We start from the raw sequence: 20,997 nt of genomic DNA on the forward strand, positions 1-20,997 counted from the left end.
GGTACACAGTGGCGGGACCGCGCCTGAATCACACAGGACTTCCCCGCATCGGCGTGTCGATCGGTTACTGCACGACTCCAGGCTTCGCTCCAGAGTCTTCAGGCTTCGCTCCAGAAACTTCAGGCTTCGCTCCACGGCGAACCGCCACCACGACGCATCGGGGTGTGCGGAATGCCGTCTTCGAGCACTTCCTCGCCATCGGGAAGGAAGCCGTGCTTGGCGTACATGTCGACGAGGTAGCTCTGCGCGTTGATGCGGCACGGAGCCGAGCCGACCTCGGCGAGAGCGGCCCGCAGAATACGCGTCGTATGCCCCTGTCCTCGGGCCGAGCGCTGCGTGCACAGACGCCCGATCCGGAAGGACTTCTCGCCGTCGTCGTGTTCCTCGAGCAGGCGCAGCGTGCAGACGACGTCGCCGTCACGCTCGAGCCAGAAGTGACGGGTCTCGGCGAGCAGATCTCTGCCGTCGAGCTCCGGGTACGCGCACGCCTGCTCGACGACGAACACCTCGACACGCAGCTTGAGCAAGTCGTACAGGGTCTTGTTGGACAGATCCAAGGCCCAGGATCGCTTGAGGGCAGCCGCTTGCGTAGTCATCTGCTGTTGCTATCACACACCGGTGGGCTGTGCGAGCCGGGTGGTCTCGTCGAGCTGCAACGTCTTGGACGTCCAGTCGAAGACCTCACGGAACAGCGCAGGCTCCTCGGCGAGCTTCTTTCCGAGCGACGGAACCATCTGCGTGAGCTTGGGCTGCCACGCCGTGTAGCGGTCGCCGAAGCAGCGCTTGAGCACGTCGAGCATCGCAGGCACGGCGGTCGACGCACCGGGCGACGCACCGAGCAGACCGGCGATGGATCCGTCCGCGGCGTTGATGACGGCGGTGCCGAACTCGAGCACGCCGCCGCGCCCCTTCTTGCGGATGACCTGCACGCGCTGGCCTGCAGTGACGAGCTCCCAGTCCTTGCCGATCACCTGGGGCGCGAACTCGCGGAGCGTCTCCACGCGGTCGGCCTGCGACTGCGCGAGCTCGCCCACGAGGTACTTGACCAGACCGAGCTCGGTGACGCCGACGCCGAGCATCGACATCAAGTTGCCGGGCTTGACCGAGCCGGGAAGATCGGTGAACTTACCCTGCTTGAGGAACTTCGGCGACCAGCCTGCGTACGGTCCGAACAGCAGACCCGGCTTGCCGCCGATGACGCGAGTGTCGAGGTGCGGAACCGACATCGGAGGTGCACCGACCGACGCCTTGCCGTACACCTTCGCCGAGTGCTGGGCGATGAGGTCGGGGTTGGTGCACCGCAGCCACTCGCCGCTGACGGGGAATCCGCCGAAGCCCTTGATCTCGGCGATGCCGGACTTCTGCAGCAGATGCAGCGCCCCGCCGCCCGCGCCGACGAAGACGAACTTCGCGTTGACGGTCTTCTTCGCGCCGGTTCGCAGGTTCGCGATCTTGACGTCCCACGTGCCGTCGGACTGCTTCGAGATGTTCTTGACGTCGGTACCGAAGTGGACGGTGCCGCCGGACTCGGACACGTAGTTCAACAGCTGACGCGTCAGAGCGCCGAAATCGACGTCGGTACCCTCATCGCTCCAGTTCAGGGCGACGGGATCGGAGAAGTCACGACCCTTGCCCATCAACGGCAGACGACGGGTGAACTCGTCGGGGCTGTCGATGTACTCCATGCCCTCGAAGAGCGGGTTCGACGCCAGAGCGTCGTACCGAGCGCGCAGGTACTTCACGTTGGATTCGCCGTGCACGAAGCTGACGTGCGGAATCGGGTTGATGAAGTTCTTCGGATCGGACAGAACACCGGATTCGATGCTGTGGGCCCAGAACTGTCGCGACACCTGGAACTGCTCGTTGACGTTCAACGCCTTGGCGATGTCGACCGAGCCGTCCTTGTTCTGCGGCGTGTAATTGAGCTCACACAGGGCCGAGTGGCCGGTGCCCGCGTTGTTCCATGCGTCACTGCTCTCGGCTGCCGCCGCGTCGAGCCGCTCGTACACGTCGATCGACCATTCCGGCTCCAGCTGCCGCAGCAGCGCACCCAGAGTGGCACTCATGATTCCGGCGCCGACCAGGACCACGTCGGTCTTCACGTTCGTGACCTGCTGTTGATTCGACCGCTGTTCATTTGACACTGGAGTTTCGACTTCCTTTGTCCGTGAGTTCTCGGCTACCGAGTGGTGTACGAATGGCGGTTACGTTACCCGTCCGTACGACACCGTCCCGACGCCCTTTGCGCAATACCTCGATTGTGCTCCTCGTGACGCCCCTGCCGTGACCACTACAGTTGTGATCTGTGACTACCTGGATGCCCGATGTCCTCGGCGACGGCTACGAGCAGACGACCATTCCCCTCGGTGACGACCCGGACGGCGAGGGCCAGGTCGAGGCCACCCTCGTCCGCTATCAACCGGCCGATTCCCCGCCGTTCGAAAAGGCGGTCGTCTACGTTCACGGATTCACGGACTACTTCTTCCAGCAGCACGTGGCCGAGTTCTTCGCCGCGCAGGGCTACGCGTTCTACGCGCTGGACCTGCGTAAGTGCGGCCGCTCGCTTCGCGACGGGCAGACCCCGCACTTCGTGACCGACCTGTCCTTCTACGACGCCGAGCTGAACGCCGCGCTCGGCATCGTGTCCGCGGAGCCGAGCGGTCGGTCCATCGTGCTGGTCGCGCATTCCACCGGCGGATTGATCCTGCCGCTGTGGCTCGACCGGCTGAACCGTCGGCGAGGCGGAAGCGCGGGCCTGGGGATCGCGGGCGTCGTTCTCAACAGCCCGTGGTTCGACCTGCAGGGACCTGCCGCGATCCGCAGCGTCGGCACGACCGCCATCGACGTCATCGGACGATTCAGGGCCAAGACTCCGGTGCCGGGCCAAGGGCTCGACACCTACGGCCGTTCACTCGCCAGCTCACACGAGGGCGAGTGGACCTACAACCTCGAATGGAAGCCTCTGACCGGCTTCCCCGTCAGATTCGGGTGGATCCGCGCGATCCGGCACGGACACGCCGCACTGCACCGCGGACTCGACATCGGAGTGCCGTCGCTGATCCTGCGCTCGAAGGTGACGCATTTCTCACGGAAGTACAGCTCGAGGATCGACGTCGCCGACGCCGTGCTCGACGTGAAGCAGATCGCACGCTGGGCAGGCTGCCTGGGCGACCGAACGACCGTCGTTCCGATCGAAGGCGCGCGCCACGACGTGTTTCTCTCGCAGGAGGAGCCACGCGCACGAGCATTCGCCGAAGTCGACGAATGGTTGGGCTGGCTCGACCGCAGCCGCGTCGAACACCCGTCGGGCAAGAACCACACCGAGATCGGAGCCATTTCGTGAGCGACCGGAAGCACTTCGACCTCGTCGTCATCGGATCCGGCTCCGGCAATTCCATCGCCGACGAACGCTTCTCCGACATGAAGATCGCCCTGTTCGAGGAACATTCGCCGTTCGGCGGCACGTGCCTCAACGTCGGATGCATCCCGACGAAGATGTTCGTCTACGCGGCCGAGGTCGCCCAGACCATCCGTGACTCGGCGCGCTACGGGATCGACGCGTCGATCGACAAGGTTCGTTGGGAGGACATCGTCGATCGCGTCTTCGGTCGCATCGATCCGATCTCCGAGGGCGGCAAGCACTATCGCGAGAACGGCAGCCCGAACGTCACGCTGTACTCCAGCCATGCGACGTTCGTCGGACCGCGCACCATCGACACCGGAACCGGCGAGATCATCACCGCCGACCAGATCGTCGTCGCAGCAGGTTCGCGCCCGATCATCCCGCAGCAGGTTCGTGACAGCGGCGTGCCGTACCACACGAACGACGACATCATGCGGTTGCCGACGCTGCCGAAACATCTCGTCATTCTCGGATCCGGTTACATCGCAGCAGAATTCGCGCACGTCTTCGGTGCACTGGGATCCGAGGTGTCGATCATCGCTCGCAAGGACAACCTGCTGCGCGGACTCGACCCGGACATCTCCGACCGGTTCACCGAGCTGGCACAGAAGTACTGGGACGTCCACCTCAATGTCGGCGAGTCCACGGCGATCTCGGAAGACGGCAAGGTCGGCGTCCAGCTTCGCGACGGGGACAAGGTACTCGGCGACGCGTTGCTCGTCGCCATCGGTCGTGAGTCCAACGGCGACCGCATAGGCGCCGAGGCAGGCGGCATCGAACTCGACGACGGCCGCATCGTCGTCGACGAGTTCGGACGCACCAGCGCCGAGGGCGTCTTCGCGATCGGCGACGTCTCGTCGCCGTTCCAGCTCAAGCACGTCGCCAACCACGAGGGTCGCGTCGTGCAGCACAATCTCCTGCAGCGCACGTGGGACGACACTGCGAAGTTCCAGGCGTTCGATCATCGCTTCGTCCCCGCCGCGGTGTTCACGCACCCGCAGATCGCCGCGGTCGGCATGAGCGAGCTCGAAGCCCACGAAGCCGGTCTCGAGATCACCGTGAAGATCCAGAACTACGGAGACGTCGCCTACGGCTGGGCGATGGAAGACCGCGAGGGATTCGTCAAGATCATCGCCGAGAAGAAGACGGGACGCATTCTCGGTGCCCACATCATCGGCGATCAAGCTCCGACGGTCATCCAGCCGCTGATCCAGGCGATGAGCTTCGGGCTCACGGCGCCCGAGATGGCCCGAGGTCAGTACTGGATTCACCCGGGTCTGCCGGAGGTCGTCGAGAACGCTCTGCTGGGCCTGTAGTGCCGCTGCGCGGCTCGTGCGTGGATAGTTGGCCCAGGGGCCGACTATCCAAGCACGGCACGTCACCAGGGGCTGGTGCGTAGCGTGATCTCCGTCGCGAGTTCCGCGGTGGCGCCGGCCGGAATCGAATCGATTCCGTCCAGCTGCACCACACGGAAATCCGAGTACACGACGCGGCCGCTGGCGTCGGCACTGCCGCGCCTCAGCGAACTCGAGATGACGAGCGTCGTCGGCAGTTCGACCGGCGGGCAGTCCGCGGCGAGGACGACACCCTGATCGTCGGCGACGGAGGGATGCCCCCGATCGCACACGACGAGACTCGCGAAACGGCCGAACGTCCGCGCGGCGAGACTCCACGCCAGTTCCGCCCCTTCCCCACTGCCCACGAGATGCACCCACGGGAGCGACAGCTCGTCGAGAACGGCAAGAACCGTTTCGTGGTCGAGACCCGTGACATCTTCCACCGCAACGGTTTTCAGGTCCGAGTTGTGCAGCTTCTCGGCCACCTCGTCGTACACGTCGGGGGCGTCGCCCACCGCGGGAAGCAGCAATACGGTGTGCCTCGACTCCGGGCCCGCCACGCGCACCGAACAGCGTCCGCCGAGGGCAGTCACTTGCTTGTAATCCATGGGTCACGACGCTACTGCACCGCACGCGGGTGAATTTGCATTCGGTTCGCTGTTGCCATCACGTATCCGACGTTCTATGGTTCATTACATGAGTAGTGAACCACTGTACCGGCGAACTCCGGGGAGATCGGGTTGATGGACGAGGGTCGCCCGCTTTTCGTACAGATCGCCGAGATGATCGAGAACTCGATCATCGACGGCTCGCTCGTCGAAGAGGGCCAAGTGCCGTCCACGAACGAACTGGCCGCCTTCCACCGCATCAACCCCGCCACGGCAGGGAAGGGCCTCGCCAAGCTCGCCGCCGACGGGATCCTCTACAAGAAGCGGGGAATCGGAATGTTCGTGACGGCAGGAGCACGGGACGCACTGCGTTTCCGACGCCGCGACGAGTTCGCACGTCAATACATCGCGCCACTCGTCGCCGAAGCGGACAAGCTCGGTATGAGTGTCGACGAACTGAAATCCATGCTCGACGAATGGGAGGAAACACCGTGATCGATCGCAGCGACCTCACCCTGGTCGACGACGCACCGGTCATCGCGTCGGCGCGCAAACTGACGAAACGGTTCGGCGCCGTCACCGCAGTCGACGACGTCAGCTTCGATCTGCGCGCCGACAAGATCTACGGACTGCTGGGCCGCAACGGCGCAGGCAAGACGACGATCATGCAGATGATGACCGCACAGTCGCATCACACGTCGGGCGACATCGAGGTGTTCGGGGCACATCCGTACGAGAACTCGTCCGCGTTGTCGCGAGTCTGCTTCGTCAAGGAAAGCCAGAAATATCCCGACGACTTCAAGGTTCGACACGTGTTGACCTGCGCCGCACGGCTTCTCCCGAATTGGGACCACGAGTTTGCCGACGACCTGATGCGCGACTTCGACCTCCCGGCCGGGCGGAAGGTCAAGAAACTCTCCCGCGGGATGACGTCGGCACTCGGCATCGTCATCGGGCTTGCTGCCCGCGCTCCCCTGACGTTCTTCGACGAGCCGTATCTCGGGCTCGACGCGGTCGCACGGCACATGTTCTACGACCGGCTGCTTGCCGACTACGCGGAGCGCCCGCGCACCGTCGTGCTGTCCACCCACCTCATCGACGAGGTCAGCGATCTCATCGAACACGTCCTGCTGATCGACAAGGGCAGAGTCGTGATGGACGCCGACGCCGACGAGCTCCGGCAACGAGCGCACGTCGTGTCCGGGCCATCGAAGACCGTCGACAGATTCGTCGACGGCAAACACATCCTGCACCGCGACGCACTCGGGTCCGTTGCGCGCGTCAGCGTCGACGGTGCACTTACCGCCGAGGAGCGCGCGCACGCCGCTTCGCAGCGTCTCGACGTGGAGCCGTTGTCGCTGCAGCAGCTCATCGTTCAGAACACCGCTTTCGGTCGCGAGACCGCTGTGGACAAGGAGTCGGCTTCATGAAACGCACACTCGACGTCGCCCGCATGCATACCGTCGCTTGGCCTTTGATCATCGGGTGGCCCGTGGGAATTCTGGCCTTATCGTTTGCTATCTGCTACGCGATATTCGCACTCATCCCGACCACCGACGCGCAGTTCAATTTCACCGGCGCCGTGTTCTCGGTCTACGGGTTCGCCGTGGCGTTCTACATACAGGCGATAACTCAGACGTTCCCGTTTGCAGTGGGGCTCAGCGTAACTCGCCGCGAATTCTATACTGCCAGCGCCTTGGTTGGAGTCATTCAGTCTGCCGCTCTGGCAACAGTGCTGTTCGCGCTGTCAGCGCTGGAGGCCGCAACCGGAGGGTTCGGAGTCAAGTTACGCATGTTCGGCATCTTCCGGTATGCGACCGACAGTGCCGCCCTCGAATGGGCGGCACTCTTCGCGACGCTTCTACTCGTCACCACCATAGGTCTGTTCATCGGCGTCGTCTATCAGCATTACCGCGTCAACGGGCTGTTCGGACTTCTTCTCGTCGGCATCGTCCTGTTCGGCGGAGGGGCAATTCTGATCACCTGGCAACGATGGTGGCCCGACGTCATCGACTTCGTCGTCGACACCCCACGGTACGTGGTGCTCGCGGTAATCCCCCTCACGCTCGGCATCGCGTTCACCGGGGCAGGATGGACCGGAATTCGCAGAGCGACGGCGTAGGACGACGTCAGAGGTGCACGACGCCGCGCTCGATGACCTCGAGCACGGCGTCGACGTCGAGTCCGTCGGCGACGAGATCGGCCAACAGATCCAGCTGCTGCTCGCGCATCGCCGCGACGACGGTGTCGTCCGCCACCTCGAAGCCCGTCCGTCCGGCGCGACGCGCGGCCCATCGCAGGAAAGCCCGTCGAAAGACATCCGACTCGAGCACACCGTGCCAATGAGTACCGAGGACCGAACCGCGCACACTGCCCTCGGGGCGACCGTCGTCGTGGACCAACAGGTTGGCATCGTTGGAGTGCACGACCCGTCCATGATGGATCTCGTACCCGGATGCGCCGTCGGCGTCGAAGAACGAGGATCGACCCGACACGCGATCCAACACTTTGTCGGCATGGAATTCGATTGCGAGGTCGAGCAATCCGAGCCCGTCGACCCGACCCGCAGACGATTCGACTCCGTCGACGATGGTCTTCCCGAGCATCTGATAGCCGCCGCACACACCCAGGACGGGTTTGCCTGCCCCGGCGTGCGCGAGGACGGCGTCGGCCATTCCGGTCCGGCGCAGCCATTCCAGGTCGGAGACCGTCGACTTGCTGCCGGGGACGACCACGAGATCGGCGTCGACGACGCGGGACGGCTCGGTCACCCACTGCACCGACACACCGGGTTCGCACGCCAGCGCCTCCACGTCCGTGGTGTTCGAGATACGGGGCAATCTGACGGCAGCGACGCGTAACCACGTGGCACCGACGGGAGGCCGCGGCCTCCCCACCGGCGCATCGGCGACGGTGCCCAACGAATCCTCGGCGTCCATCCACAGACCGTCGGCGTACGGGATGACACCGAGAGTCGGCTTGCCGGTGAGGCGTTCGAGTTGGTCGAGCCCCGGCGCCAGCAGCGCCTGATCGCCGCGGAACTTGTTGATGACGAAGCCTTCGATATGTGCCTGATCCTCGGGCGACAGCACCGCGACCGTGCCGTACAGATGCGCCAGCACTCCACCGCGGTCGATGTCGCCGACGATGATCACCGGAAGCGATGCCGCGGTGGCCAAGCCCATGTTCGCGAGATCCGTTGCACGCAGATTGATCTCGGCGGGCGAACCCGCACCCTCGCAGATGACATAGTCGAATTCCTCACGCAGCGAGGCGAGTTCGTCGGCGACGATCGCGCGCAGAGCCTGCCGATGTTCGATGTAGTTCGACGCCGACACCTGAGCCGTCGCCCGGCCACGAACCACCAATTGCGACGTACGGTCGCTTCCGGGTTTCAGCAGAACAGGATTGAACCGAACGCTGGGCTCGAGGCCGCACGCGCGCGCCTGCAACGCCTGCGCGCGACCGATCTCACCGCCGTCGAGCGTGACCACGGAATTGTTCGACATGTTCTGCGCCTTGAACGGGGCGACCGACAGACCCTTACGCCTCAGCAGGCGGCAGATCCCGGCGACGAGAACACTCTTTCCCGCATCCGACGTCGTCCCCGCAACCAGCAGGGCTCCACTCACGGCAGATCTTCTCGATTCATTCCGCAGGCTCCACTCACGGCAACGTCAGGATTTCGGCACCGGTTTCGGTGACGACGAGAGTGTGCTCGAATTGCGCCGTCCACTTCCGGTCGCGAGTCACGACGGTCCAGCCGTCGTCCCACATCTCGGCCTCGATGCCGCCGAGGTTGATCATCGGCTCGATCGTGAAAGTCATGCCCGGCTCGATGATCGTCTCGACCGACGGCTGGTCGTAGTGCAGCACGACGAGACCGTTGTGGAACGTCGTGCCGATGCCGTGCCCCGTGAAGTCCTCGACGACGCCGTAGCCGAACCGGTGGGCGTACGACTCGATGACACGGCCGACGACGTTGAGCGCACGGCCTGGCTTGACGGCCTTCACAGCCCGCATCGTGGCCTCGTGTGTGCGCTCGACGAGAAGTCGCACGTCCTCGGAGACGTCGCCGGCGAGGAACGTCGCATTGGTATCTCCATGCACGCCGTCGATGTACGCGGTGACGTCGATGTTGACGATGTCACCGTCCTGAATCACCGTCGAATCCGGAATGCCGTGGCAGATGACCTCGTTCAGAGACGTGCAGCAGGACTTCGGAAAACCCTTGTAGCCCAACGTCGACGGGTAGGCACCGTGGTCGATCATGTACTCGTGCGCGATGCGATCGAGCTCGTCCGTCGTCACACCCGGTGCGACGGCTCTACCTGCCTCCTGCAGGGCCTGCGCCGCGATCTTCGACGCAACACGCATCTTCTCGATGACCTCGGGCGTCTGGACCCACGGCTCGTTGCCCTCGACGGCCGTCGGCTTCCATGCGTACTCCGGTCGTTCGATCGCTTTCGGCACGGAACGGATGGGCGATACGACACCCGGCACGAGTGGCTGACGGGGCTTGCTCTCGGCGGTCACAGACATGGGGACCAGGGTAGTCCGTGCGCCTGCAGCATCCGTGCGTGCGTGGTAACAGCGTAGGCAAACCTGCACGCACGGGTACCGCAGACGCTTACAGTGGACCCGTGCCGACCACCGATCTGCTCCGCCCCCGCGATGGGGACGCGCTCCGCGCCGAACTTCGTCACGTCGTGAAGGCCTCGGGCGTGCCGGTGGTGTTCGGCGGTGAGGTGTCCGCGACGACGCTGCATCTGACCGAGTTCCACGGCACCCGCACCCGCGGCCTGGACGGGCTGACTATTCCGAGCATGTTCGGGCTCGGTGGCCGGGTCATGGATCAGCTTCGCCCGGCCGCGGTCAGCGATTACGGAAGCTCGGAATACATCACCCACGACTTCGACCAGCCCGTGCTCGGAGAGGGCCTTCGGTCCATCCTGGCGGTGCCCGTCGTCGTCGCCGGCACCTCGCGCGCTGTCATGTACGCGGCCGTGAGGGAACGCGGGCCGATCGGCGATCGCGTCGCGACGTCGATGGTGCACGCGTCGCGACGGCTCTCCCGGGAGATCGAGGTACGCGACGAGGTGGATCGACGGATACGCATGCTCGCCGCGAGGACCGTCAACACCGAATCCACGGTTGCCGGTGAGATCCTGCGAGATGTACACGCCGAACTTCGTACGCTGACAACGAAAGCCGACGACGCGTCCCTGCGGTCGTCGCTGACGCAGCTGTCGGAGCGCATCGCTCGCGCCTTGCATCAGGACGCACCCGACGGCACGGTGACGCTGTCCGCGCGGGAGATCGACGTGCTGGCGCAGATCGCGCTCGGGTGCACCAATGCGCAAGCGGCCGAACGGTTGTCGCTCGGGCCCGAGACGGTGAAGTCCTATCTGCGGTCTGCGATGGGCAAGCTCGGCACGCGGTCGCGTCACGAAGCGGTCGTCGCGGCTCGACGTCATGGCCTGCTGCCGTAGGACCTCAGGCGTAATAGCCGGGGGGCAGCTGCTCGAACATCTCTCGGGTCACGGCGACGGCATTGTCCGAACTACCGCCGCGCACCACGAGCGTCGCGAAGGCCAGGTCACCTCGGTAGCCGACGAACCAGGCATGTGATCCGCCTTCGACCTCGGCCTCACCGGTCTTGCCGTACACCTCACCCTGGTCGGCGATGCGTTCGGCCGTGCCGCTCGTGACCACCGACCGCATCATGCCGCGAAGGCCGTCGACCATCTCGGGCGTGATGGGCGGATGGTCGCCCTCGACCTTGGTCTCTCGACCCACGATCAGGTTCGGCACCGGCGTCGAACCGTGAGCGACAGTCGCCGCCGCGAGGGCCATCCCGAACGTGGAGACGACGACCTTGCCCTGACCGAACCCATCCTCGGTACGCTGCACCAATTCCTCTGCGGGAGGGACGGATCCGCTGTCGGTCGGCAGTCCCACGACCTCGTAGTCGGTTCCGATGCCGAACTGCGACGCGGCCACCGTCAACGCGTCGGGCTGCATCTCGCTGGCGAGCTTCGCGAACGAGGTGTTGCACGACCGAGTGAACGCCGTGCCCATCGACACGTTGCCGAGCGAGAACTCGTTGTAGTTGGGGACGCTCCGCTCGCCGATCGTGATTCGGCCCGGGCACGGCACGATGGTGTCCGGACCGGCCAGACCGTTCGAGATCGCCGCACCGGCGGTGACCATCTTGAACGTCGACCCGGGCGGATACAGACCTGCCGATGCCACCGGCCCGTCTCGATCGGCTTCCTTGTTCTGAGCCACGGCGAGCACGGCGCCTGTCGACGGCTGGATGACGACCGTCATCGCCTGCTCGACGCGAGCATTCACGGCGTTCTGGGCGGCAACTTGGACGTTACGGTCGAGACTGATCGAGAACGACGGGGCAGGCTCGGGCGGCGTATCGGTGAGCACGTCGATCTCGACGCCGTTGCGATTCACCGTCACCACGCTCCAGCCGGCTTTGCCGTCGACCTCGTCGATGACCGTCTTCTTCACCTGCGACACCAGATCCGGCGCGAACGTCCGGTCGGTGGAGATCAGGTCGGATTCGTCCGACGCGGTGACCCCCGGCAGCGCCGTCAGCGCTGCGGCGACGGTCTTGTAGTCCTCGTCACGCAGCAAGGCGACGGGATAGTCACCCTTGGTCGACGTCGCCGACTCGACGATGCTCTGCGCCGAGATCGTGTTGTCGAACGGCGCCAGGAGTCTCGCCAATCCCGTGGCCGCCGAGACGATGTCGCTCGACTCGGACGCATCGATCTTGATGCGGTGCACAGTTCCGGGAACGAGAACATCGGATCCGGATCGTTCGTTGACACGAGCCCGAGGAGGAGCCGTCGAACGCAGCGCCATCGTCTGCGTGTCGCCGAGGCCGGGGTGAATGTTCGTCGACGACCACCGGACACCCCACTGACCGTCGGTGCGGCCCATCCGAAGTTGGCCGTCGTAGGTCCAGACCCGGTCCTTCGGCAGATGCCAGTCGTAGGTGAACCCGACGGTCGCCGTGTCGCCGTTCACCTCCACGGAAGTCGTTCGCGCGTCCAGTGATTCGGCCTGCAGGTTGTTCCACGCGTCGTTCAGGGCCGTAGCGGCCGCGTCCGGACGGTCGGTGTCGGCCGACGCGGTGTCGATGTCGCGTTCGGAGAACGCCGCGAGAAACGCCTGAGCCGCGGGTTCCGGACCGTCGGGACCCGGTGTGCAGGCGGAGATCGAACCGACGAGGACGACGCCCACCACCACAGTTGTTGCACACCGGCGAACGCGCCGAACATCGGAGAATCTCATCGCGCTCATCGTAGATCGCCGGTGCCCCACCGTCGTCGAACGAATCGCGGTCAGTCGAGGAGAACTGTCGTGAACGTGGCCACCTGTGTCAGACCGATGCGTTCGTATGCGCGTCGTGCGGCGTAGTTGTAACTGTTGACGTACAGGCTCGCGACGCGTCCGCTCCGCACGACCGCGTCGACGACTGCGGCGGTGCCCGCGGATCCGAGGCCGTTCCCTCGGTGGACCGGATCGACCCAGACGCCTTGAATCTGCCCGACCGACGCGGACTGCGACCCCACCTCGGCCTTGTAGACGACTGCACCGTCCTCGAACCGCGCCCAGGCGCGTCCTGCCGCGATCAAGCTGGCGATGCGACGACGGTAACCGCGGCCACCGTCGTTGGCACGAGGGTCGACGCCGACCTCTTCGATGAACATGGCAACCGCGGCCGCGAGGTACACGTCGAGTTCGTCAGCGCGGACGAGACGCACGTGCGGATCCGCGGGGTACGACGAGTACTGCGACGTCGCCAACAGCGGTTGATCGCTGCGAAGTTCGCGAGCCGCACCCCAATCCGCCTCGAGCATCTCCCACAGCGGCAGCGTCAGCTCCGCCCGCCCGACGAGCGACGAACACATGCGCGGACCGCGACATGCGCGGTCCGCGAACGATCGAAGGTCGTCCGTCGACCCGAGAAGGGGCACGAGATTCGCGCCGTAGAAACACAGCGACTCGTCGGGGCCGCCCCGGCTCCACAGCTCACCGTGGAACGATCGAGGATCCAGACCGGACTCCTGGACGCGCGCGGCGATCATGCAGGACGCGATCGGGTCGGCGTCCAGCACACGCAGCACATGGGCAGTGTCCTTGCTGCCCAATGGCTTCGCGCCGAGGAGCTTGAGCACCGATGGTCACCTCCAGATCAACGCGTGCCTCGTCCGTCGATGACAGCGTGCCAGACGCAGGCCGAGAAGTGGGCGATTCAGCTCACTGTCACGACCGGCGCGCCTGCCTCGGCGCTTCCGTCTTCGTCGAATTCCTCGGCGATGCGCATTGCTTCCTCGATCAGGGTCTCGACGATCTGAGCTTCGGGGACGGTCTTGATGACCTTGCCCTTGACGAAAATCTGGCCCTTGCCGTTACCGCTCGCCACACCGAGGTCGGCGTCGCGCGCCTCACCCGGACCGTTGACGACGCATCCCATGACGGCGACGCGCAGCGGAATTTCCATGCCTTCGAGACCCGCGGTCACCTCGTCGGCCAGTGTGTAGACGTCGACCTGCGCGCGGCCGCACGACGGGCAGGACACGATCTCCAGCTTGCGCGGACGCAGGTTGAGCGACTGCAGAATCTGGTTGCCGACCTTGATCTCCTCGGCCGGCGGAGCCGACAGAGAGACACGAATCGTGTCGCCGATGCCCCGTGACAGCAACGCGCCGAACGCGACGGCCGACTTGATGGTGCCCTGGAACGCGGGACCGGCCTCGGTGACACCGAGGTGCAACGGATAGTCGCACTGTGCCGCCAACTGTTCGTACGCCTCGACCATGACGACGGGGTCGTTGTGCTTGACCGAGATCTTGATGTCGCCGAAGCCGTGTTCCTCGAACAGTCCCGCTTCCCACAGCGCGGACTCGACGAGCGCCTCGGGCGTCGCCTTGCCGTACTTCTGCATCATGCGCTTGTCGAGCGAACCGGCGTTGACACCGATACGGATCGGAATGCCCGCATCGCCCGCAGCCTTCGCGACCTCCTTGACCCGACCGTCGAACTCCTTGATGTTGCCCGGGTTGACGCGCACCGCAGCGCATCCGGCATCGATCGCGGCGAAGATGTACTTGGGCTGGAAGTGAATATCTGCGATGACCGGGATCTGGCTCTTCTTCGCGATGGTCGCCAGCGCGTCGGCGTCGTCCTGCGTGGGGCACGCCACCCGAACGATGTCGCAGCCCGACGCCGTCAACTCGGCGATCTGCTGCAACGTGGCGTTGATGTCGTGAGTCTTGGTGGTGCACATCGACTGAACCGAGATGGGATGGTCACTGCCCACCCCGACCGAACCGACCTGCAGCTGACGAGTCTTGCGACGAGGGGCGAGCACGGGTACCGGCGGTGCCGGCATGCCGAGTCCGACGGGAACAGTCACTTCGATGCCTTCTTTCCTAGCTCTATCCGTGAGTTTAGCTAGAACAGCTTGATGGGGTTCACTATGTCCGCCGTCAACGTGAGCAACATGTATGCCCCGCCGATGACGATCACGACGTACGTGACGGGCATGAGCTTCATGTAGTCGACGGGTCCGCCGTTGGGCAGACCCCGACGGTGACGGAAGAAGTTGCGGATCCGCTCGTAGATCGTCACTGCCATGTGCCCGCCGTCCAACGGAAGCAACGGCAGGAGGTTGAAGATTCCCAGGAAGAAGTTGAGGCTCGCGAGCAGCAGCACGAACACCGGCCACAGCGAACGCTCGACGAGCTGGCCACCGATGACGCTCGCCCCGACGACACTGATCGGTGTCTCCGGATCGCGTTCGCCGCCGGTGACGGACGTCCACAGGTCCGCAACCTTGCTCGGCATCTGCACCAGGCGATGCGCCGTCTCGACGAACATGTCCCCGGTGAACGCGACCGATGCCGGAATCGCCGCGAGCGGGTTGTACTTCGTCGGGCCGAACGTCTCCATCTGGACGCCGACGGCGCCGACGGTCGCGGACTTCCTGCCGGTCTCGGTTCCGTCGGACACCCAGCGTTGAACCTGCTGCACCTGGACCGGGAAGGTCAGTTCCCGGCCGTCACGCTCGACGACGAAGTCGACCGTTCCGGACAACGGTTGGGTCGCGGCGACGACGTCGGCGAAGGTTGCCGTCTCGGTGTCACCGACCTTCGTGATGACGTCGCCCTGACGGATCCCCGCGTCGTACGCCGGGCTCGTGCCGGTGCAGTCGGGGTAGGTCAGGTCGTCGTTCTGCGTCGCGGTGACGCACGGCATGTTGCCGACCATCGCACCGCCCGGCGGGTTCAGGTTCGGCAGCCCCCATCCGACGGCGAGGATGAAGATCAGCAGGAATCCCAGGACGAAGTTCATCCCGATTCCGCCCATCATGACGACGAGACGCTTCCAGGTCTTCTGCCGATACATCGCGCGGTCGACTTCGTCCGGCGCCAGTTCGTCGATGGCCGTCATGCCCGCGATGTCGCAGAACCCGCCTGCCGGAATCGCTTTCAGCCCGTACTCGGTCTCGCCCCGTCGGAACGAGAAGACCTTGGGACCGAACCCGACGAAGAACCGTCGCACTTTCATGCCGGTGGCCCGGGCCGTCCACATGTGACCCGCCTCGTGCAGGGCGATCGACACCGTGATCCCCAACGCGAAGAGGATGACGCCGAACACGAACACCATCGCGACTAGTCCTTCCGATCCAGAAGTGTGCGGGCCTGCCGACGAGCCCAGGAATCGGCTGCCAGTACGTCGTCGACACTCGTCGGAGTCGACGTCCATTCCGAACTACCGGACTGGACGACCTCGGCGACGGTCCGGACGATCTGCGGAAAATCGATACGCCCGGCCAGAAACGCTTCGGCCGCAACCTCGTTCGACGCGTTGTAGACCGCCGTCATGCATCCGCCGAGGATGCCGGCCTCGCGGGCGAGCTGGACCGCGGGGAACACGCGGTCGTCGAGCGGCTCGAAGTCCCAGGTGAACGCCGTCGTGAAGTCGAGGGGGCGGGCCGCGTCACGCACGCGGTCGGGCCATCCGAGGGCCAATGCGATGGGCAGACGCATGTCGGGCGGGCTCGCTTGCGCAATGGTCGAGCCGTCGAAGAACGTGACCATCGAGTGCACGATCGACTGTCGATGCACCGTGACGTCGATCCGGTCGTAGGGTACGCCGAACAGCAGATGCGTCTCGATGAGCTCGAGGCCCTTGTTCACCAACGTCGCCGAATTCAGCGTGTTCATCGGACCCATCGACCAGGTGGGATGCGCGGCCGCCTGCTCGGGCGTCACCGACTTCAGCTCGGTCTCGGACCAGCCGCGGAACGGCCCGCCGGACGCGGTGAGGACCAATCGCTCGACTTCGTCCGCACGGCCGCCGCGCAGACACTGTGCCAGCGCCGAGTGCTCCGAGTCGACCGGCACGATCTGGCCGGGCGCTGCTGCGGCCTGGACGAGCTCGCCGCCGGCGACCAGCGACTCCTTGTTGGCGAGTGCGAGTGTCGCACCGGTCTTCAGCGCGGCGAGTGTCGGCTCGAGGCCGAGCGACCCGACGAGGGCGTTGAGCACGATGTCCGCCGACGTCGATTCGACGAGTTCGGTGACCGCGCGGTCACCGGTCAGGACGTTCGGGCAGTGCAGCTCCCCTGCCGACCGCGCGACGGCGACCGACTCGACGCCGGTCTCCCTGATCTGACGGTTGAGCAGGTCGATGTTGCCGCCGCCTGCGGCAAGACCCACCACCTCGAAGAGGGACGGATTCGCCGCGATGACGTCGAGCGCTTGGGTACCGATCGATCCGGTGCTGCCGAGGAGAAGGACCCGTTTCGGGGTGTCCGACGACGGTTCGTGTGGCGCTCTGGGCTCTGGCACCCGTCCATTGTTCCTGATCGCGCCTGAGAGTCTGCTGTGCGGTTTGGTTACGCATGGCACGCTGGCCGACATGGACCTCTCCTACGCCGAGATCGGCGCAACCCGGGGCCGTCTGCCGAGTGGTTATCACCACGTCGAACGGCGCGTACGGATCGGCGACGGCCGCGCTTCGTTCGATTCCGTCGCGGCTGCGCTCCGAAGCTGGGAGGTACACCGCCGAGCCGGGTTACGCGCCGAGGCGTCGTCGCCGACAGCGGACGACGGGACGACGGTCGTGCTGCATCTCGGGCCCGTGCGCATTCCGTGCCGCGTCGTGTACGTCGTCGACGAACCGCAGCGTGCCGGGTTCGCCTACGGAACCCTTCCCGGTCATCCCGAGCGGGGTGAGGAATGCTTCCTCGTCGAGATCGACGACGACGGCGAGGTGTACGCCCACATCAGAGCCTTCTCGCGACCGGGCACCTGGTACACGAAGCTCGGCGGGCCGATCGGCCGTGCGGTGCAGCGCTGGTTCACCGACCGATACGTGGCAGCTATGCGGGCCGCGGCGTAGGGGCATGGTTCTCGAGCCAGTGCCGGGCGATGTCGATCCGACGGGTGACCCACACCTTGTCGTGTGACTGGACGTGGTCCAGGAATCGTTCGAGCGCGGCAGTGCGTGCGGGTCTGCCCACCAATCTGCAGTGCAACCCGATCGACAGCATCTTCGGCGCTCCGGCCTTCCCCTCGGCATACAGGACGTCGAACGCGTCGCGTAGATGCGCGAAGAACTCCTCCCCCGTCGAGAAACCGCCAGGCGACGAGAAGCGCATGTCGTTGGTATCCAGCGTGTACGGCACGACGAGATGGTCGACGGTCCTCGAACCACGACCGACGCGGAGGAAGTACGGCAGATCGTCGGCGTACGAGTCCGAGTCGTAGACGAAACCGCCGTGCTCGACGACGAGCGAACGCGTGGTGGGCGAGTCGCGTCCGGTGTACCACCCCTGGGGCGCGCTGCCCGTGAGTTCGGTCATAATCTCGACGGCCTCGGCCATGTGCTCGCGTTCGACCTGCTCGTCGACCTGCTGATAGCTCAGCCACCGCAGACCGTGGCATGCGATCTCGTGCCCGAGTTCGACGAACGCCGCTGCCGCGTCCGGATTGCGTTGCATTGCGCGCGCGACGGCGAAGATCGTCAGCGGCAGACCCCGGCGCTCGAACACGCGCAGCACCCGCCACACTCCGGCCCGAGATCCGTACTCGTACAACGACTCCATGCTCATGTGGCGGTTCGGAAAGGCCTGAGCGCCGATCATCTCGGACAGAAAGGTCTCGGACGTCGCGTCGCCGTCGAGAACGGTGCTTTCGGCGCCTTCCTCGTAGTTCAAGACGAACTGCACGGCGACGTTCGCCCCACCCGGCCACTTCGGGTCCGGCGGGTGTGCGCCGTAACCGACCATGTCTCGCGGGTACGGGACGAGTGGGTGCGAGAGTCGTTCCGAGGTCACGAATCAGGAGTCTCCCAGCAATGACGACCTCATGCCCGGCGAAAGGCACGCCGGGCGTCGCACCCACCTCGCTACGACGGACGGTCGTATGCAAATATTGTGACCACACACGCGCCGAGCATGTCGGCGCGCCTTTGACCCGAGAGGATCGACCGGTGGCACAAACCGAGCTGAACCCCGCTTCGTACGACCCGGTCGAGTACACGCACGAGGACATCGCCGAGGTCCCGTCGGCCAAGTGGGGTTGGAGCGGTGAATCGCCCAAGGCGATGCGCGTCGCAGCCCTGGTCGTCGCGGCGATGCTGCTGTTCATGATGCATGGCAACCACCACGGCTTCGTCGAGGACCTGTGGCTCATCGGCTTTGCGATCGTCCTGGTCGGTCTCGTGGTCCGCGACGTCATCGTCAAGCGCAAGCCTCGGTAACACCCGTCACGCCACGAAGCCCGGTACGAGAATCTCGTACCGGGCTTCGTCGTATGTGCTCAGTTCTCGGCGGCGAGCTGCCCGCATGCCGCGGCGATCTCCTGACCGCGCGTGTCACGAACGGTGCAGGACACGCCGTGCGCGATGACGCGACGCACGAATTCGCGCTCGACGTCCTTCGGACTCGCATCCCATTCGCTGCCGGGCGTCGGATTCAACGGAATCAGGTTGACGTGCACGCGTGACCCGAGCGCCTTGTGCAGCTTCTTGCCGAGCATGTCCGCCCGCCACGGCTGGTCGTTGACGTTCTTGATCATCGCGTACTCGATCGACACCCGTCGGCCCGTCTGGTCCGCGTAGTACCGCGCAGCCGCCAGCACCTCGGCCACCGACCAGCGGTTGTTGACCGGCACCAGTGTGTCGCGCAGTTCGTCGTCCGGTGTGTGCAGCGACACGGCCAGCGTGACCGACAGGCCTTCGTCGGCCAGCTTCCGAATCGCGGGCGCGAGACCGACGGTCGAGACCGTGACCGATCGCTGCGACAGACCGAGCCCTTCCGGTGCAGGCGAGGTGATCTTGCGCACGGCAGCGACGACACGCTTGTAATTGGCCAGCGGTTCGCCCATACCCATGAAGACGACGTTCGAGAGTCTTCCCTCTCCCCCGTGCACGACGCCGTCCCGCAGGTCGGCAGCTGCCGCTCGGACCTGGTCGACGATCTCCGCCGTCGTGAGGTTCCGATCGAGACCACCCTGTCCCGTCGCGCAGAACGGGCACGCCATACCGCAGCCCGCCTGGCTCGAGATGCACAGCGTCGCTCGGTCCGGGTACCGCATCAGCACGCTTTCCAACAGTGTGCCGTCGTTCGCCTTCCACAGAGTCTTCCGAGTGTCCCCGTCGTCACATGCGAGGTGTTTCAGCGGCGTGAGCAGCGGCGGAAACAGATCGGCACCGACCTTCTCGCGGACCGCAGCCGGAAGATCGGTCATCTTCGAGGTGTCCGCTTCGAGGCGACCGTAGTAGTGCCGCGCGAGCTGGTCGGCACGGAAAGCGGGCAACCCGAGCTCCTTGACCGCAGCCTGCAGACCCTCCTTGTCGAGGTCCGCGAGATGCCGCGGCGGCATCCCTCGACGTCGATCCGCGAACACCAACGGCAGCGACGGCCTCGTCTGCGTGCGGGGGTTCGGTGTTGCGGAATCGTCGGTTGTCGTGGCGGAGTCACTCATAGTGCTCCCAGTGTCCCACTAGTGCGCGTTTCCGCATATTCTGCTCGGTTTCGGGAGGTGACCGACGGGTAAGCGAACCGTCAGCGAAGAGAGTGCATCCAGTTCCGGTGTGCGAAAGGATCCGATCATGTCCACAGCATCAGGTGACCGCAACGACCGAATTCACGAGACCACCCCGGTCCCCGATACGTTCGACGACCGCACGCCCGCCCCGATCACGAACCCGGACTCCGACGACCACAGCGCACCGGACCCCGAGGCGGTTCGCGACACGCGCCGACCCGTCGGGAAGTCGCCGGAAGGTATCGCCCACACCAAGGCCGCGGCTACCTGGACCGGACTGGTGGTCGGCGCGATCGTTCTGGTGATTCTGCTGATCTTCATCCTGCAGAATCTCGGCTCGGTGCCGGTGAACATCTTCGTCTGGACGTTCGAACTTCCGCTCGGCGTCAGCATGCTTCTCGCGGCGATCGCAGGCGCGTTGGTCATGGCTCTCGCGGGCGGCGTCCGGATCCTGCAGATTCGTCGGGCGGCGAAGCGAAAATGATCACAGCTCGCTGAACACTATGCACGCAAGCTGGCACCTGCGGACTGAATCGATAAGGTTGGTCGTGCCCGATTTCACC

At 65.2% G+C, this 20,997-nt stretch carries 21 protein-coding genes; 9 read left to right on the forward strand and 12 right to left on the reverse strand.

Features of this window, described 5'->3' with window-relative positions; translation table 11 throughout:
* Nucleotides 1-119 precede the first annotated feature (119 nt).
* Nucleotides 120-596 (reverse strand): GNAT family N-acetyltransferase, encoded by a 477-nt coding sequence (locus DK926_RS15855; RefSeq protein ID WP_068428661.1) that lies wholly within the window; start codon nt 594-596, stop codon nt 120-122.
* 12 nt (nt 597-608) lie between these two features.
* Nucleotides 609-2,102 (reverse strand): malate dehydrogenase (quinone), encoded by a 1,494-nt coding sequence (gene mqo, locus DK926_RS15860; protein ID WP_347812643.1) that lies wholly within the window; start codon nt 2,100-2,102, stop codon nt 609-611.
* A gap of 203 nt (nt 2,103-2,305) precedes the next feature.
* Between mqo and DK926_RS15865 the strand changes: the two genes are divergently transcribed.
* Complete coding sequence (locus DK926_RS15865; protein WP_207890839.1) at nt 2,306-3,343, forward strand: alpha/beta hydrolase; 1,038 nt, start codon at nt 2,306-2,308, stop codon at nt 3,341-3,343.
* Entirely contained in the window at nt 3,340-4,719 is a 1,380-nt protein-coding gene (gene mtr, locus DK926_RS15870) for a mycothione reductase (RefSeq protein ID WP_114331223.1), read from the forward strand. The genes DK926_RS15865 and mtr overlap by 4 nt, the downstream gene beginning before the upstream one ends.
* Nucleotides 4,720-4,781: 62 nt before the next feature.
* Here mtr and DK926_RS15875 read toward each other — a convergent pair whose 3' ends face one another.
* On the reverse strand, nt 4,782-5,348 hold the full coding sequence (locus DK926_RS15875; RefSeq protein WP_114331224.1) for an alpha/beta hydrolase: 567 nt from the start codon (nt 5,346-5,348) through the stop codon (nt 4,782-4,784).
* Nucleotides 5,349-5,480: 132 nt separating this feature from the next.
* Here DK926_RS15875 and DK926_RS15880 point away from each other — a divergent pair, with 132 nt between their 5' ends.
* Genes DK926_RS15880 through DK926_RS15890 form a run of 3 tightly spaced genes read left to right on the forward strand, consistent with a single transcriptional unit; the run spans nt 5,481 to nt 7,470 of the window.
* Nucleotides 5,481-5,843, forward strand: coding sequence for a GntR family transcriptional regulator (locus DK926_RS15880; protein WP_165839589.1), 363 nt, complete (start codon nt 5,481-5,483; stop codon nt 5,841-5,843).
* Nucleotides 5,825-6,778 (forward strand): ABC transporter ATP-binding protein, encoded by a 954-nt coding sequence (locus tag DK926_RS15885; protein WP_207890840.1) that lies wholly within the window; start codon nt 5,825-5,827, stop codon nt 6,776-6,778. Before DK926_RS15880 ends, DK926_RS15885 begins: the two co-directional genes overlap by 19 nt.
* Entirely contained in the window at nt 6,775-7,470 is a 696-nt protein-coding gene (locus DK926_RS15890; RefSeq protein ID WP_114331226.1) for an ABC transporter permease, read from the forward strand. The genes DK926_RS15885 and DK926_RS15890 overlap by 4 nt, the downstream gene beginning before the upstream one ends.
* A 7-nt stretch (nt 7,471-7,477) precedes the next feature.
* On the opposite strand, the gene DK926_RS15895 is transcribed toward DK926_RS15890, so the two are convergent.
* Together DK926_RS15895 and map are read right to left on the reverse strand one after the other, a co-directional pair.
* Nucleotides 7,478-8,980: a cobyric acid synthase gene (locus tag DK926_RS15895; RefSeq protein ID WP_114331227.1), complete on the reverse strand. Its 1,503-nt coding sequence runs from the start codon at nt 8,978-8,980 to the stop codon at nt 7,478-7,480.
* A gap of 34 nt (nt 8,981-9,014) precedes the next feature.
* On the reverse strand, nt 9,015-9,890 hold the full coding sequence (gene map / locus DK926_RS15900; RefSeq protein WP_068428645.1) for a type I methionyl aminopeptidase: 876 nt from the start codon (nt 9,888-9,890) through the stop codon (nt 9,015-9,017).
* Between the two features lie 101 nt (nt 9,891-9,991).
* Between map and DK926_RS15905 the strand changes: the two genes are divergently transcribed.
* Nucleotides 9,992-10,840 (forward strand): LuxR C-terminal-related transcriptional regulator, encoded by an 849-nt coding sequence (locus tag DK926_RS15905; protein WP_114331228.1) that lies wholly within the window; start codon nt 9,992-9,994, stop codon nt 10,838-10,840.
* 4 nt (nt 10,841-10,844) lie between these two features.
* Here the strand turns inward: DK926_RS15905 and DK926_RS15910 are convergent, their stop codons facing one another.
* The 5 genes from DK926_RS15910 to dxr form a co-directional block, all read right to left on the reverse strand.
* On the reverse strand, nt 10,845-12,662 hold the full coding sequence (locus DK926_RS15910) for a penicillin-binding transpeptidase domain-containing protein (protein WP_114331280.1): 1,818 nt from the start codon (nt 12,660-12,662) through the stop codon (nt 10,845-10,847).
* A 50-nt stretch (nt 12,663-12,712) separates the two neighbouring features.
* A complete protein-coding gene (locus DK926_RS15915; protein ID WP_068428638.1) occupies nt 12,713-13,549 on the reverse strand; it encodes a GNAT family N-acetyltransferase in 837 nt (278 codons plus the stop codon).
* Between the two features lie 77 nt (nt 13,550-13,626).
* Nucleotides 13,627-14,790: a flavodoxin-dependent (E)-4-hydroxy-3-methylbut-2-enyl-diphosphate synthase gene (gene ispG / locus DK926_RS15920; RefSeq protein ID WP_243636845.1), complete on the reverse strand. Its 1,164-nt coding sequence runs from the start codon at nt 14,788-14,790 to the stop codon at nt 13,627-13,629.
* Nucleotides 14,791-14,828: 38 nt separating this feature from the next.
* Nucleotides 14,829-16,043, reverse strand: a complete 1,215-nt coding sequence (locus tag DK926_RS15925; RefSeq protein ID WP_114331229.1) for a site-2 protease family protein — start codon at nt 16,041-16,043, stop codon at nt 14,829-14,831.
* 5 nt (nt 16,044-16,048) lie between these two features.
* Complete coding sequence (dxr, locus tag DK926_RS15930; RefSeq protein WP_243636846.1) at nt 16,049-17,230, reverse strand: 1-deoxy-D-xylulose-5-phosphate reductoisomerase; 1,182 nt, start codon at nt 17,228-17,230, stop codon at nt 16,049-16,051.
* A gap of 70 nt (nt 17,231-17,300) precedes the next feature.
* On the opposite strand from dxr, the gene DK926_RS15935 reads away from it, so the two are divergent.
* Nucleotides 17,301-17,783 carry a DUF1990 domain-containing protein gene (locus DK926_RS15935; RefSeq protein WP_068428630.1) on the forward strand — a complete coding sequence of 161 codons (483 nt, stop codon included), beginning with the start codon at nt 17,301-17,303 and terminating at the stop codon, nt 17,781-17,783.
* On the opposite strand, the gene puuE is transcribed toward DK926_RS15935, so the two are convergent.
* On the reverse strand, nt 17,764-18,672 hold the full coding sequence (puuE, locus tag DK926_RS15940) for an allantoinase PuuE (RefSeq protein ID WP_114331231.1): 909 nt from the start codon (nt 18,670-18,672) through the stop codon (nt 17,764-17,766). The two genes, DK926_RS15935 and puuE, sit on opposite strands and share 20 nt — an antisense overlap.
* 203 nt (nt 18,673-18,875) lie before the next feature.
* On the opposite strand from puuE, the gene DK926_RS15945 reads away from it, so the two are divergent.
* Nucleotides 18,876-19,145: a DUF2631 domain-containing protein gene (locus tag DK926_RS15945; RefSeq protein ID WP_068428624.1), complete on the forward strand. Its 270-nt coding sequence runs from the start codon at nt 18,876-18,878 to the stop codon at nt 19,143-19,145.
* A gap of 59 nt (nt 19,146-19,204) precedes the next feature.
* Here the strand turns inward: DK926_RS15945 and rlmN are convergent, their stop codons facing one another.
* Complete coding sequence (gene rlmN, locus DK926_RS15950; protein WP_243636852.1) at nt 19,205-20,269, reverse strand: 23S rRNA (adenine(2503)-C(2))-methyltransferase RlmN; 1,065 nt, start codon at nt 20,267-20,269, stop codon at nt 19,205-19,207.
* A gap of 229 nt (nt 20,270-20,498) precedes the next feature.
* On the opposite strand from rlmN, the gene DK926_RS15955 reads away from it, so the two are divergent.
* On the forward strand, nt 20,499-20,918 hold the full coding sequence (locus tag DK926_RS15955) for a lipopolysaccharide assembly protein LapA domain-containing protein (RefSeq protein ID WP_068429161.1): 420 nt from the start codon (nt 20,499-20,501) through the stop codon (nt 20,916-20,918).
* The last annotated feature ends 79 nt before the right edge of the window (nt 20,919-20,997 follow it).

This window comes from Rhodococcus sp. Eu-32, assembly GCF_003336925.1.
Lineage (GTDB): Bacteria > Actinomycetota > Actinomycetes > Mycobacteriales > Mycobacteriaceae > Rhodococcoides > Rhodococcoides kyotonensis_B.

Bases quoted from the DNA above. Each gene is read 5' to 3' on its own strand.
- map (WP_068428645.1), bottom strand. From the start codon at position 9,890: ATGTCTGTGACCGCCGAGAGCAAGCCCCGTCAGCCACTCGTGCCGGGT.
- DK926_RS15875 (WP_114331224.1), bottom strand. From the start codon at position 5,348: ATGGATTACAAGCAAGTGACTGCCCTCGGCGGACGCTGTTCGGTGCGC.
- DK926_RS15885 (WP_207890840.1), top strand. From the start codon at position 5,825: ATGGGAGGAAACACCGTGATCGATCGCAGCGACCTCACCCTGGTCGAC.
- DK926_RS15855 (WP_068428661.1), bottom strand. From the start codon at position 596: ATGACTACGCAAGCGGCTGCCCTCAAGCGATCCTGGGCCTTGGATCTG.
- DK926_RS15925 (WP_114331229.1), bottom strand. From the start codon at position 16,043: ATGGTGTTCGTGTTCGGCGTCATCCTCTTCGCGTTGGGGATCACGGTG.
- puuE (WP_114331231.1), bottom strand. From the start codon at position 18,672: ATGGTCGGTTACGGCGCACACCCGCCGGACCCGAAGTGGCCGGGTGGG.
- DK926_RS15890 (WP_114331226.1), top strand. From the start codon at position 6,775: ATGAAACGCACACTCGACGTCGCCCGCATGCATACCGTCGCTTGGCCT.
- DK926_RS15935 (WP_068428630.1), top strand. From the start codon at position 17,301: ATGGACCTCTCCTACGCCGAGATCGGCGCAACCCGGGGCCGTCTGCCG.
- DK926_RS15955 (WP_068429161.1), top strand. From the start codon at position 20,499: ATGTCCACAGCATCAGGTGACCGCAACGACCGAATTCACGAGACCACC.
- rlmN (WP_243636852.1), bottom strand. From the start codon at position 20,269: ATGCCGCCGCGGCATCTCGCGGACCTCGACAAGGAGGGTCTGCAGGCT.
- DK926_RS15910 (WP_114331280.1), bottom strand. From the start codon at position 12,662: ATGAGATTCTCCGATGTTCGGCGCGTTCGCCGGTGTGCAACAACTGTG.